This window comes from Paracoccus sp. (in: a-proteobacteria) (genome assembly GCF_046462195.1).
In the GTDB taxonomy this organism is placed as follows: Bacteria; Pseudomonadota; Alphaproteobacteria; order Rhodobacterales; family Rhodobacteraceae; genus Paracoccus.
This window is the reverse complement of sequence record NZ_JBKGUN010000045.1, coordinates 1-13,259: the sequence shown is the minus strand read 5'-3', so window position 1 is coordinate 13,259 and position 13,259 is coordinate 1. Positions and strand designations below refer to the sequence as shown.

13 protein-coding genes are annotated in these 13,259 nt (G+C 64.1%); 10 read left to right on the top strand and 3 right to left on the bottom strand.

From position 1 onward, the window contains the following. Nucleotides 1–232 precede the first annotated feature (232 nt). Nucleotides 233–550, bottom strand: coding sequence for a hypothetical protein (locus ACLHHB_RS03235; protein ID WP_410216846.1), 318 nt, complete (start codon nucleotides 548–550; stop codon nucleotides 233–235). Then, the gene (locus ACLHHB_RS03230) at nucleotides 547–795 is read right to left on the bottom strand and encodes a rod-binding protein (protein WP_410216845.1); all 249 of its coding nucleotides are present in this window, start codon (nucleotides 793–795) and stop codon (nucleotides 547–549) included. Before ACLHHB_RS03230 ends, ACLHHB_RS03235 begins: the two co-directional genes overlap by 4 nt. A gap of 101 nt (nucleotides 796–896) precedes the next feature. On the opposite strand from ACLHHB_RS03230, the gene ACLHHB_RS03225 reads away from it, so the two are divergent. Continuing rightward, complete coding sequence (locus tag ACLHHB_RS03225) at nucleotides 897–2,234, top strand: flagellar hook-length control protein FliK (protein WP_410216844.1); 1,338 nt, start codon at nucleotides 897–899, stop codon at nucleotides 2,232–2,234. 9 nt (nucleotides 2,235–2,243) lie between these two features. Beyond that, entirely contained in the window at nucleotides 2,244–2,897 is a 654-nt protein-coding gene (locus ACLHHB_RS03220; RefSeq protein ID WP_410216843.1) for a flagellar hook capping FlgD N-terminal domain-containing protein, read from the top strand. Nucleotides 2,898–3,113: 216 nt separating this feature from the next. On the opposite strand, the gene cbbR is transcribed toward ACLHHB_RS03220, so the two are convergent. Further along, nucleotides 3,114–4,046: a LysR family regulator CbbR gene (gene cbbR / locus ACLHHB_RS03215; RefSeq protein WP_410216842.1), complete on the bottom strand. Its 933-nt coding sequence runs from the start codon at nucleotides 4,044–4,046 to the stop codon at nucleotides 3,114–3,116. A gap of 100 nt (nucleotides 4,047–4,146) precedes the next feature. On the opposite strand from cbbR, the gene ACLHHB_RS03210 reads away from it, so the two are divergent. The 8 genes from ACLHHB_RS03210 to rpe are packed head-to-tail and all read left to right on the top strand — an operon-like array spanning nucleotide 4,147 to nucleotide 12,702. Beyond that, nucleotides 4,147–5,142: a class 1 fructose-bisphosphatase gene (locus ACLHHB_RS03210; RefSeq protein WP_410216841.1), complete on the top strand. Its 996-nt coding sequence runs from the start codon at nucleotides 4,147–4,149 to the stop codon at nucleotides 5,140–5,142. 7 nt (nucleotides 5,143–5,149) lie between these two features. Then, nucleotides 5,150–6,022 carry a phosphoribulokinase gene (locus ACLHHB_RS03205; RefSeq protein ID WP_410216840.1) on the top strand — a complete coding sequence of 291 codons (873 nt, stop codon included), beginning with the start codon at nucleotides 5,150–5,152 and terminating at the stop codon, nucleotides 6,020–6,022. 19 nt (nucleotides 6,023–6,041) lie between these two features. Next, nucleotides 6,042–8,033 (top strand): transketolase, encoded by a 1,992-nt coding sequence (tkt, locus tag ACLHHB_RS03200; protein WP_410216847.1) that lies wholly within the window; start codon nucleotides 6,042–6,044, stop codon nucleotides 8,031–8,033. After that, entirely contained in the window at nucleotides 8,033–9,112 is a 1,080-nt protein-coding gene (fba, locus tag ACLHHB_RS03195; RefSeq protein WP_410216839.1) for a class II fructose-bisphosphate aldolase, read from the top strand. Before tkt ends, fba begins: the two co-directional genes overlap by 1 nt. A 12-nt stretch (nucleotides 9,113–9,124) precedes the next feature. Beyond that, nucleotides 9,125–10,588, top strand: a complete 1,464-nt coding sequence (locus tag ACLHHB_RS03190) for a form I ribulose bisphosphate carboxylase large subunit (RefSeq protein WP_410216838.1) — start codon at nucleotides 9,125–9,127, stop codon at nucleotides 10,586–10,588. Between the two features lie 10 nt (nucleotides 10,589–10,598). Next, complete coding sequence (locus tag ACLHHB_RS03185) at nucleotides 10,599–11,018, top strand: ribulose bisphosphate carboxylase small subunit (RefSeq protein WP_410216837.1); 420 nt, start codon at nucleotides 10,599–10,601, stop codon at nucleotides 11,016–11,018. Nucleotides 11,019–11,076: 58 nt separating this feature from the next. Then, complete coding sequence (gene cbbX, locus ACLHHB_RS03180; RefSeq protein WP_410216836.1) at nucleotides 11,077–12,003, top strand: CbbX protein; 927 nt, start codon at nucleotides 11,077–11,079, stop codon at nucleotides 12,001–12,003. 15 nt (nucleotides 12,004–12,018) lie between these two features. Beyond that, complete coding sequence (gene rpe, locus ACLHHB_RS03175) at nucleotides 12,019–12,702, top strand: ribulose-phosphate 3-epimerase (RefSeq protein WP_410216835.1); 684 nt, start codon at nucleotides 12,019–12,021, stop codon at nucleotides 12,700–12,702. Nucleotides 12,703–13,259: the final 557 nt, after the last annotated feature.

Genomic DNA, 13,259 nt, shown 5'->3' with positions numbered 1-13,259 from the left:
GGGCGTTGACCGATTTCAGGGTCTGCAGGGCAACGATGGCGCTGTTGTTGGTCAGAATGCTGGTCATGTCGTTCTCCTAAGGTGCTTTGCACCGGGTGTGGGAAGAGGGCCTTCTGACCGTTCGGGCGCCGTGGCCCGCTGCCGTTGCTGGCATGTCACCGTTCTATCTGCCGGTGATTGACAACTAGTGAATTCCCCTCATTTCACCAAACAAACCTTCTGACGCATTTTATCAAAACCGCTGCGGGCTGGCGGCCTGGGTTGCCGTGACCAGACGATGGCCGCGAGAGTCATATGTCTGCAGGCTGCGTGCCGCCTGAACAATGGCGCGCACCTGCTCGGCGGCCTGTCGAGCCCCCTGCAGCGACGCTTGCGCCAGTTCGCGCAGATCGGTCAGCGCAGGCTCCAGCCGCTCACGCGTGGCGTCATCGATACCGTGACGCGCCACCTGCGCTGTCATCTCGTCGAGGCAGCCCAAGGCGCCTTGGATGTCACCCCTTAAGAGTGCGGTTCGGGTCTGGCTGATCTGCCGGGTCAACAGGCGGCTCATTGGGCCTGTCCTGCCAGCATCCGCCCGAACCCGAGGTCCAGCCGGCTGGCCAGTTGGCTGGCTTGTTCGCGTGTCAGGAAGCTGGTGAACTGATCCTCGCCCGCGCCCCCTGAAAATTCGCCCTGCATGGCACCCGGCCCGCAATATTTGAGCATTTCTTCCAGAAACGCCTGCTCCAGTTGATCCGCGACCGCTGCCTGCCGCGCAGCCGGAGCCTGCGCAGAAGCGATGGATTCGATTTGCATGATGCTGTCCCGATAATTCGACGATGCCCCGAGATTAGGAACAACCGGTAAATAATTGGTAAGAAATCAACGATAAGACGGTAAAAACGAGAGGGGCAAGGATGTCGGACTTTCAGCTGAACGCGAACTGGCTGCCGCGCGGCAATCTGTCGGCAGAGGGTGCGTCGACGGGAATGCCAAGTCTGCTTGATCCAGCTTCGGATCAGGCAGCAGCCGAAGACTGGTCGGCCCTCGTGACGCAGCCCGTGGCCATGACAGAGGTGGCATTGCCAGCGACCGGCTGGACCATGATGCGGGCGCTCCCTTCGGTGCCGAATCTGCAAATTGCGCCCACGTCTGAGATGCCGCAGTTGCCGGTTGATGCGCTGGCGCGCTGGCTGGAAGAAAGCTCGGGCATCAGCGGCGGATTTACGAAGCCGGAATCACAAAAACTGCCGGAAGAGGTCGAACTGGCACTGGCGGCGATGCCTGATGTGTCTGTGCCCGTTGCGATACTCACAATGGTTGCAAATGCCACGGTCAGCGAGGCAGAAACTCTGCCAGAGGCAGGTGCATCTGGCAGCGTACCAGCCGCAGCGGCCACTGCGGGAGCCGAACCAGCCGAAACAATCGATTCTGATATGCTGACCGGAGCCGCTCTGGCCCAAGACCGAACGACAGCAACCAATGATGCTGTAAAGCAGGCCATGCCCTTTACCCCTTCCGGGCAAGAAATAGAGGCCAGTGGCACCACACCGGGGGACGACGGTCCGGCCTTGGCAACTGCGCGTGAGGTTCACGCCTCTCGCAAGCTGACGGCACTGGGTCAATCACCCGTTCCGCCTGCCGGAAACGAGGCCGAATTCGCGGCATCCGCTCCCTCGGCCACCAAAACCGAGCCGACCAGTCAGGCCGAAGCTGTTCAGAAGAGCATGACACTAGCACCGGAATTGATAACAGCCCTGCCCGATTCGGCTTTGGCTGAACCAAGAATCCCGCTCCAGCAGCCCGAGGCGCGGATAATGGCGCGCGAAGCGGCCGGAATGGCCCCTGCAGGAACATCGTCCCAGCCAGACCCGCGTCCGGTTCTGCAGCAGGTTACCCAAGCCTTGGTGACGACACGTGCCGACAGCACCGAAATCGCCTTGGCACCCGAAGAGCTGGGCCGGATCCGCCTGGTCTTCAGCGGCCATGATCGCAGTCAGCTGACCATCTGGGCCGAGCGGCCAGAAACGCTCGATCTTGTTCGCCGCAATGCCGACATGCTGACCCAACAGCTGCAGGAGGCCGGCGTGGAGACAGGCCTGATGAACTTCCGACAGGACCAGCCCGGGACCAGATGGTCCGAATCGGCAGCCCCACTCTCCGGCGAGCCTGATGAAGCGGCTCCCGCCCCCGCCACCCTTGTCCAGTTGGCTCCGACCCCCTCGGGTGACCGGCGCATCGATGTCAGATATTAGGAGAAACTCATGGTTGATGCCATTTCCGGCCTTGGTGCCGGCACGGTCACGGCCCCGGCCTCGGGCATGGCAGGAGCAGGCGCGGGAGCCGATTTCGAGACGTTCCTGAAGATGCTGACAGCGCAGCTGAAGAACCAGGACCCGTTGAACCCGATGGAGGGCACGGATTTTGCGATCCAGTTGGCCACGTTCGCGGGAGTAGAGCAGCAGGCGCTGAGCAACCAGTACCTTGCGCGGATGGCCGGCCAGTCAGGCATCGGCGGCGTTGCCGGATGGATCGGCAAGGAGGCGCGAACGACCGCACCCGTCTGGTTCGGCGACAAGCCGATCACGCTGGACGTGGCTCCTCACGGGCTGGCCGACAGCGTGCAGTTGGTCACACGCGATGCCGCGGGGCGCGAGATCACCCGAGAAGAGATCGGGCCGGGCGAAGGTCAGATCGACTGGTTCGGCCGCGCCGAGGGGGGCGGCAAGCTGCCCGATGGTCTTTACAGCTTCTCGGTTGAAAGCTGGCGGGCCGGTGAAAAGATCCAGGACAGCCAAGCTGGCGCCTATGCCCGGATTGTCGAGGCACAGGTCGGTGCGGATGGCGCCCGTCTGGTCTTTGAAGGCGGAGGCTCTGCCTTGGCAGACGACGTCACTGCCCTGCGCGACCCTGTCTGATTCCTCGAAGGAAAAGGCAATGACAGGCACCAAGTCTCTTTGCTTCCTCGAATCGGAACGGCGGGCAGAGCAGCCTTGAAGGTCTTTCAAGGCTGCTCTGCCCGCTCCCGCCGTTTCGCGCGCGGCCCGAACAGGTGCCTTTGCTGGAGGGGGCTTTGCAGCGCCTGTGCAGGTGAGGTGCGGAAACCTTCCGGCACCTCCGCATCGACGGGGCCCTCAGTGGTTTGGCTTCAGCTGCGGCAGGAAACTGCCGCCGAGGGCGGTGATGCTGGCGCGGATCCGTTCGGTCGCAGGGCTGGGCGCGCGATCGGCCCGATGCAGCAGATACCAGCTCCGCTGGATCGGCAAGCCAATGGCCGACAATGCAACCAAGCGCCCTGCACGCAATTCTTCGGTGCAGGTGTGCTGAGAGATCAGCGCGATTCCCAGACCCGCGATCACCGCCTGCTTGATCGTCTCGTTCGTGCCCATCTCGACCGCACGCCATGGCGCTCCCTCGCCGATACGGTCCAGAAAGCGCGTCATCAGGATGCGCGTGCCCGAGCCTTCCTCGCGTGAAAGAAAGGTCTGGGTCAGCAGATCACCCGGTGTGACCGGATCCTGGCTGGCCAATGGATGGTCGGGCGCGGCAATGATGATATGAGGATGCGGGCCCAGCGGATCGGCAATGACGGCAGGCTCTCGGGGTGGACGTCCCATGATCGCCAGATCAAGCTCATCCCCCGCCAAAGCTGCAAGAATGGCGTCCCGATTGCCGATGCGCAGCGTCACCTCGATCTGTGGCAAGGCCCGCAGCAGGGTGGCGACCAGAAAAGGCGCGAAATATTTGCCGGTGGAAACTACCCCCAGGACCACATTGCCACTGTGCCCCTGACGCAGCGCTGCGACTTCGCGTCCGGCACGCGCCAAGGCAGTGGCAATCTGCGCCTCGGCCTGCAGCAGCGCTTCCCCTTCCGGGGTGGGGCGAAAGACACCATGCTCCACGCGCTGCAGCAGGGCGGCCCCCGCCTGATCTTCCAGTGATTTCAGCTGACTGTGAATGGCTGGCGGAGTCAGGTTCAGCTGTGACGCGGCTAGGGTCAGGCTGCCGCTGTTGGCGACGGCGCGCAGGGCGCGAAGCTGGCGCAAGGTCAAGGCATCCATTCGCATCTTCAGCTACCCTTAATCATCGTTCTGCACTTTTAAATTTTCCGAAAGCCTTTCTGCTGTCAATCTCCCTTCATGCCGATCGACGCCAAGGGAGGGGCCGATGACCGAGCCAAGCATCGACACGACCCAGATCCCCCAGCGGTTCCGCCCCGTCATCGAGGCGCTGGCCCAAGGAGGAGCCTCGCTGTCCCGCATCATCCGCAAGGGGGGCGCAGGTCTGTCGACCCAGATCGGAACCAACAGCGATGGCGACGACCAGAAGGCCTTGGACGTGCAGGCGGACGCCCTGTTCATGAAGGCACTGCAGACGGCAGGTCTGCGCTGGTATGCCAGCGAGGAGCAGGAGGTCCCGGTGGCCATGCAGTCCGATGCTGCGCTGGCCCTGGCGATCGACCCGCTGGACGGGTCGTCCAACATCGACACCAACGTCTCGATCGGAACGATCTTTGCCATCTACCCGGCCGAAGACGACGCCGAAGCCACCTTTCTGCGCCCGGCCCGCGACCTGCTGGCAGGCGGCTACATCATCTATGGGCCGCGCTGCTCGCTGATGGTCAGCTTTGGGCAAGGGGTGCAGGCCTATGTCCTGAACCCCGACACGCACAGGTTCGAGTTGACGCAGGGCCGCCTCGCGATGCCCGACTGCTCGTTCGAGTTCGCGATCAACGCCTCGAACTATCGTCACTGGCCGCGCCCGATCCGTGCCTATATCGACGATTGTCTGGCCGGTGCCGACGGACCGCGCGCACAGAACTTCAACATGCGCTGGATCGCCAGCCTGGTGGCCGAGGCACACCGCATCCTGATGCGCGGCGGCATCTTCCTGTATCCCGCCGACGGGCGGCAGGGATACGAACGCGGTCGCCTGCGGATGCTGTACGAATGCGCGCCCATCGCCTTCCTGATCGAACAAGCGGGCGGACGGGCCACCGACGGGGCCCTGCCGATCCTGGACGCCCGCATCACCAGCCTGCATGGCCGCACCCCTTTCGTCTTCGGCAGCGCCGACAAGGTCGATCGCGTGGCCGCCTATCACGACCTGCCCGAGGCCGAGGTTTCGGCCCTCTTCGGCCATCGCGGCCTCTTCCGCGCCTGAGGTACCCATGAGCAAGAAGCACCCCATCATCTCTGTCACAGGCTCGTCCGGCGCGGGCACCACCACGGTCAAATCGACCTTTGACCAGATCTTTCGCCGCGAGGGCATTACCGCCGTCAGCATCGAGGGCGACGCCTTTCACCGCCATGACCGCGCCGCCATGAAGGCGGAACTGGCCAGCCGGCTGGAGGCGGGCGACGCGACCTTCAGCCATTTCAGCTATGATGCCAACGAACTGGAAAAGCTGGAAGACATCTTCCGCATCTATGGCGAGACTGGCACGGGCGAGACGCGCCATTATGTCCATGACGACCGGGAGGCCGAGCGTTGGGGCGCCGCGCCCGGCACCTTTACCGGCTGGGCGCCCTTCGAGGACGGCAGCGACGTCCTGTTCTATGAAGGGCTGCACGGTGCGGTGGTCAACGACCGGGTCAATCTGGCGGTGCTGGCCGACCTGAAGATCGGCGTGGTTCCGGTCATCAATCTGGAATGGACCCAGAAGATCCACCGCGACAAGGCCAGCCGGGGCTATTCCACCGAGGCCGTGACCGACACGATCCTGCGCCGGATGCACGCCTATGTGCACTGCATCTGCCCGCAGTTCACCCAGACGGACATCAACTTTCAGCGGGTGCCGGTGGTGGACACCTCAAACCCGTTCATCGCGCGCTGGATCCCCACGGCGGACGAAAGCCTGGTGGTGATCCGCTTCCGCAACCCGCGCGGCATCGATTTCCCCTACCTGACCCAGATGATCGACGGGTCCTGGATGAGCCGCGCCAATTCCATCGTCGTTCCGGGTCCCAAGATGGACCTGGCCATGCAGCTGATCCTGACGCCGATGATCCTGCGGCTGGTCAGCGACGCGAAACGCGCCTGAGGAGGACGCCATGAACCAGATGACCCGCATCGATGCCGCGCTGGAGACGCGGATGGCCAATGCGATCCGCGCCCTGGCAATGGACGCGGTCGAGGCCGCGAAATCCGGCCATCCCGGCGCGCCGATGGGCATGGCGGATGTGGCGACCGTGCTGTTTCATCGCTTCATGCGGGTGGACCCGGACGACCATCGCTGGCCCGACCGCGACCGTTTCGTCATGTCGGCGGGTCATGGCTCGATGCTGATTTACGCCATCAACCACCTGCTGGGTTATGACGACATGGGCATGGACCAAATTCGCGCCTTCCGGCAGATGGGATCGCGTACCGCGGGGCACCCGGAATACGGCCATGCCAAGGGGATCGAGGTCACGACCGGCCCCTTGGGCCAAGGGATCAGCACCGCGGTCGGCATGGCAATGGCGGAACGCATGGCCGAGGCCCGCTGGGGCAGCGACCTGGTCGATCACTGGACCTATGTCATCGCGGGCGACGGCTGCCTCATGGAGGGGATCAGCCACGAGGCCATCGATCTGGCCGGGCATCTGGGCTTGGGCCGCCTGATCGTCCTGTGGGACGACAACGGCATCACCATCGACGGCGGGACCGATCTGTCCACCTCGACCGACCAGAAGGCGCGCTTTGCCGCCGCCGGCTGGCATGTGCAGGCCGTCGATGGGCATGACCGCGAGGCCGTGGCGGGTGCGATCGAGGCGGCACGGACCAACAACCGTCCTTCAATGATCGCCTGCAGGACGGTGATCGGCTTTGGAGCCCCGAGCAAGCAGGGCGGTCATGATGTTCACGGGTCGCCCTTGGGCGCCGAGGAGATCGCTGCCGCCCGCGTGGCGCTGGACTGGCCCCACCCGGCGTTCGAGATCCCCATAGAGGTCGCCCAAGCATGGCAGGCCATCGCAGGACGCGGCGCGCAGGCGCGCAGCGAATGGACGGCGCGCCTGGAGGCATCGGAACGGCGAACGGATTTCTTGGCCGCTCAGGTCGCACCGGATACGGCCGCCTTGCGCAGCGCCATTGCAGAATACTGCCACCAGCTGGTCGCGGACCGGCCCAAGGTCGCCACCCGCAAGTCCAGCGAGATGGCGTTGGAGGTGGTGAACCGCACGCTGCCCCACACCATCGGCGGCAGTGCGGACCTGACCGGGTCGAACAACACGCGCACCAAGGGGATACAGGCAGTCAATCGGGGTGACTTCAGCGGCCGCTATGTCCATTACGGCATCCGCGAACATGGCATGGCCGCTGCGATGAACGGCATCGCGCTGCATGGCGGGTTCATTCCCTATGGCGGCACCTTCCTGGCCTTTGCCGACTATTCCCGTCCCGCGATCCGGCTTGGCGCGCTGATGGGGGTGCCGGTCGTCCATGTGATGACCCATGACAGCATCGGCTTGGGCGAGGATGGCCCGACCCACCAGCCGGTCGAACAGATCGCCGCCCTGCGTGCCATCCCGAACCTGCTGGTCCTGCGACCCGCCGATGCGGTCGAAGCCGCCGAAGCCTGGGAGATTGCGCTGACGCAGCCTGCCACGCCCTCGGTCCTGTGCCTGTCGCGCCAGAACCTGCCGGCCGTCCGGATCGAGGATGAGGCCTCGAACCGCAGCGCGCGCGGGGCCTATGTGCTGCGCGCCACCCCGGTCGCCCGCGACGTGACGCTGATCGCCACCGGCTCGGAGGTCGAGATCGCCTTGGCCGCCGCCGCCCTTCTGGCCGAGGAGCGCATCCAAGCCGCCGTCGTCTCGGCCCCTTGCTTCGAACTGTTCGCCCGGCAGGACCGGGCCTATCGCCAGGGCGTCCTGTGCAACGCCCCCCGTATTGGGATCGAGGCCGCCATCCGCCAAGGCTGGGACCTGTTCCTGCGCCCCGAGGACGGCTTTGTCGGCATGACGGGCTTTGGCGCCTCGGCCCCCGCTCCGGAACTTTACCGTCATTTCGGCATCACGCCGCAGGCCGTTGCGGCCTTGGCCAAGCAACTGATCAAGGGAGAGGACTGATGGCGCTGATCACGCTGCGACAGCTTCTGGACCATGCCGCCGAGCATGGCTATGGCGTGCCTGCCTTCAACATCAACAACATGGAACAGGGTCTGGCCATCGTGAAGGCGGCCGCCAGCGTGGATGCGCCGGTAATCCTCCAAGCCAGCCGGGGCGCCCGCAGCTATGCCGGCGACATCATGCTGCGCCGCATGGTCGAGGCGCTGGCCGAGATGAACCCTGGCGTCCCCATCTGCCTGCACCAGGATCACGGCAACAACCTGGCCACCTGCATGTCGGCGATCCGCCACGGCTTCACATCGGTGATGATGGACGGGTCGTTGCACGAGGACATGAAGACGCCTGCCGAATACGACTACAACGTCGCGATCACCGCCAAGGTGGCCGAGGCCGCCCATGCGGTCGGCGCCTCGGTCGAGGGCGAACTGGGCGTGCTGGGATCGCTGGAAACCGGCGAGGCCGCGGCCGAGGACGGATCGGGCGCCGAGGGCAAGCTGGACCAAAGCCAGCTGTTGACCGACCCCGACCAGGCGGTCGATTTCGTGGCACGCACGAAATGCGACGCGCTGGCCATCGCCTGCGGGACCAGCCACGGCGCCTACAAGTTCACGCGCCAGCCGGACGGCGACATCCTGGCCATGCACGTCATCGAGGCGATCCACCAGCGGCTGCCCGGAACACATCTGGTCATGCACGGCTCCTCCAGCGTGCCCCAGCACCTGCAGGACCTGATCAACGATGCGGGCGGCGACATGCCCCAGACCTGGGGCGTGCCCGTCGAGGAGATCGAGCGCGGCATCCGCATGGGCGTGCGCAAGGTCAATATCGATACCGACTGCCGGATGGCGATGACGGGGCATTTCCGCAAGGTCGCCCGCGACACGCCTTCCGAATTCGACCCCCGCAAATTCCTGATCCCGGCCATGAAGGAACTGACGAATCTGTGCCGCGACCGGTTCCAGCGGTTCGGCACGGCGGGGCGGGCCCACCAGATCAAGGTCATCGCGATGGACGAGATGGCCAAACGCTATGCGTCGGGGGCCTTGGACCCGGCCATCACCGGCGCGAAAGCCGCCTGAAGGGAGGATACCATGAACGAGATGTCCAACACGAAGCTGGATGCCAAGCAGCGCTATTCGGCAGGTGTCCTGAAATATGCCCAGATGGGCTATTGGGAACCGGATTATACCCCCAAAGACACCGACATCATCGCGTTGTTCCGCATCACGCCCCAGGATGGCGTGGACGCGGTGGAGGCCGCGGCGGCGGTGGCGGGCGAAAGCAGCACCGCGACCTGGACCGTGGTCTGGACCGACCGTCTGACGGCCTGCGACAAGTACCGCGCCAAGGCCTATCGCGTGGACCCGGTCCCGAACAGCCTCGGCGAATTCTTCGCCTATATCGCCTATGATCTGGACCTGTTCGAGGGCGGCTCCATCGCCAACCTGACGGCCTCGATCATCGGCAACGTCTTCGGCTTCAAACCCCTGAAGGCCCTGCGGCTGGAGGACATGCGCCTCCCCGTCGCTTATGTAAAGACCTTCCAAGGACCTGCCACCGGCATCGTGGTGGAGCGCGAGCGCCTGAACTGCTATGGCCGCCCGCTGCTGGGCGCCACCGTCAAGCCCAAACTGGGCCTGTCGGGGAGGAACTATGGCCGCGTCGTCTATGAGGCGCTGAAGGGCGGTCTCGATTTCACCAAGGATGACGAGAACATCAACAGCCAGCCCTTCATGCATTGGCGCGACCGGTTCCTGTACTGCATGGAGGCGGTGAACCGCGCCAGCGCCGCGACCGGAGAGGTCAAGGGCACCTATCTGAACATCACCGCGGGCACGATGGAGGAGATGTATGCCCGCGCCGAGTTCGCGAAATCGCTCGGCAGCGTGATCGTGATGATCGACCTGGTGATCGGCTATACCGCGATCCAGTCGATGGCCAAATGGGCACGGGACAACGACATGATCCTGCATCTGCATCGGGCGGGGCATTCGACCTATACCCGCCAGCGCAGCCACGGCGTCAGCTTCCGCGTCATTGCCAAATGGATGCGCCTTGCCGGTGTCGACCACCTGCATGCCGGCACTGTGGTAGGCAAGCTGGAGGGCGACCCCGCCACGACCAAGGGCTATTACGACATCTTCCGCGAGGAACGGAACCCGATGGCCCTGGAGAACGGCATCTTCTTCGATCAGGAATGGGCCAGCCTGAACAAGATGATGCCCGTCGCCTCGGGCGGCATCCATGCCGGCCAGATGCACCAGCTGCTGACCTATCTGGGCGAGGACGTGGTCCTGCAGTTCGGCGGCGGCACGATCGGCCACCCGCATGGCATCGCGGCGGGTGCCCAGGCCAACCGCGTCGCGCTGGAGGCGATGGTCTTTGCCCGCAATGCCGGCCGCGACATCTGGAACGAAGGCGAGGACATCCTGCGGGACGCCGCCCGCACCTGCACGCCGCTGAAGCAGGCGCTGGATGTGTGGAAGGACGTGTCCTTCAACTATGCCTCGACCGACGCCCCCGATTTCGCGCCCACCCCCGAAGTGTCGATGTAAGGAAATGACCATGAAGATGACGCAAGGACAGTTCAGCTTTCTGCCAGACCTGTCGGACGACGACATCCGCCTGCAGGCCCAGTATGCCATCGACAAGGGCTGGGCCGTGTCGGTCGAATGGACCGACGATCCCCATCCCCGCAACACCTACTGGGAGATGTGGGGCCACCCGATGTTCGACAATCCGGACGCGGCAGCGGTGGTCTATGAGGTCAACGAGTGCCGCAAGCTGCACGGCGGCAAGTACATCCGCGTGATCGCCTTCGACGCCTCGCCCGGATGGGAGTCGATCCGCATGAGCTTTATCGTCAACCGCCCCGCGACCGAGCCGGGCTTCCGCCTGGTCCGGCAGGAAGGCGAGGGCCGCGTGGTCCGCTACACGATCGAAAGCTATGCGATGCGCGAACCCGAAGGTGCCCGCTACGCCTGAGGCCACTTCCGGGCGGCATTCCCTGCTGCCCGGCCCTTTCCCGTCGCGAGGGTTTCCCATGACCGAAGATGACCGTCCCACCCATGTCGATCTGGCCGCAAGCTTTGCCGAAAGCGGTGTGCGCGAGGTGCTCGAGAATCTGGACCGCACGCTGGTGGGCCTTGCGCCCGTCAAGGCGCGCATCAAGGAGACTGCCGCCTTGCTGCTGGTCGATCAGGCCCGCCGCAAGATGGGGCTGGCGACCGAAACCCCGACCCTGCACATGAGCTTTACCGGCAACCCCGGCACCGGCAAGACGACCGTGGCCCTGCGCATGGCCGACCTGCTGCACCGGCTTGGCTATGTCCGCAAGGGTCATCTGGTGACGGTGACCCGCGACGACTTGGTCGGCCAATATATCGGCCATACGGCTCCCAAGACCAAGGAAGTGTTGAAGAAGGCGATGGGTGGCGTGCTGTTCATCGACGAGGCCTATTACCTTTACCGTCCCGAGAACGAGCGTGACTATGGTCAGGAGGCCATCGAGATCCTGCTGCAGGTGATGGAAAACAACCGCGACGATCTGGTGGTGATCCTTGCGGGCTATGCCGACCGCATGGACCGGTTCTTTGCCTCGAACCCCGGCTTCCGGTCGCGCATTGCCCATCATATCGAGTTTCCGGACTACAGCGATGACGAATTGCTGTTCATCGCCGAAGGGATGCTGCAGACGCAGAACTATACCCTTGATGCCCCCGCCCGTGAGGCCATGGCGGCCTATGTCGCAGCCCGGCGCCGCCAGCCGCATTTTGCCAACGCCCGCTCGATCCGCAATGCCCTGGACCGAGCGCGGTTGCGCCAAGCGAACCGGCTTTTCAACGAAGCGCAAGGCCCGCTGGATGCCGTCACGCTGTCCACATTGACCGCGCCCGACATCCGTGCCAGCCGCGTCTTTCAGGGCGGGCTTGACGTGGACCGCGCAAGCAGGCAGGCGGCGGCGGAATAGCCCCAGGAGAGCCCGATGAGCTTTGACCGCACGATCAAGATCGCCCCGTCGATCCTGTCCGCCGATTTCGCCAATTTCGGCGCCGAGATCCGCGCAATCGAGGATCAGGGCGCCGATTGGGTCCATGTCGACGTGATGGATGGTCATTTCGTCCCGAACCTGACCTTTGGCCCGCCTGCGGTGAAGGCCTTCCGCCCGCACGTCAGGACATTCATGGACGTTCACCTGATGATCGCCCCCGCGGACGCCTACATCGAGGCCTATGCCGAGGCTGGCGCCGACATGATCAGCGCCCATGTCGAGGCGGGCCCCCACCCGCACCGAACGCTTCAGGCGATCCGCGCGACAGGCAGCAAGGCCGGAATTGCCCTGAACCCCGGCACGCCGGTCGAGGCGGTAGAATACCTGCTGGACCTGTGCGACATGGTGGTGGTGATGACGGTGAACCCCGGCTTTGGCGGGCAGAAGTTCATCCACAGCCAGATCGACAAGATCGCCCGCCTGCGCGGCATGATCGGCGATCGGCCCATCCACATCCAGGTCGATGGCGGCGTCGATCCGACAACCGCGCCGCTGGTCGCCAAGGCGGGCGCTGATGTGCTGGTCGCCGGGTCTGCCGTCTTCAAGGGCGGATCGGTTCAGGAAGCGGCTGTTTATGGCAGCAACATGCAGGCCATCCGCGAATCCATCACCAGCTGAAATTTCTTAAAATCCGGGGCGTCAAAGCCCCGGTTGCCGCCGGACTGCGCCTCATCCCCCGACTGCGGCCGCATGACCAACGTATCGCGTAACCCGGCATCGCAAGCTTTCATTCAAGGCGCTCCTTTCAGGGGATCTGATCTTGGAAGCGTCGGGAGGCAAGGATGAGTCGGTGGTGGTGCCTGCTCAACTGATCCAAAAATCGCAGCCGCCAGCTTTTGGCGATTGTTCCGACCAAACGACAAATTCGGTTGAGGCGCTTATATTTATGAGGCTTTGCACACCAATCTGGGACAAGCCGATTGAGAATTTCCCGAACATTTGGTCGGGTTTTAAAATCTCAGCTTGAAGAACTCGCGACTGAAATAGTGACAGCCCCGGATGGCATAATCCTCACGTCATTGAAAGAGCGACATCCCGCTGCCTAAAGCTGCAATCCTCTATAGGCACGAGCACAATACAAAATGCCTCCCGCGCAATCCATTGAAGATACTTGGCCGCAGCTTAAAACCGTCCGCTCGCGCAACGCCTTGGACGAAGCGCACATGCCAATCCCC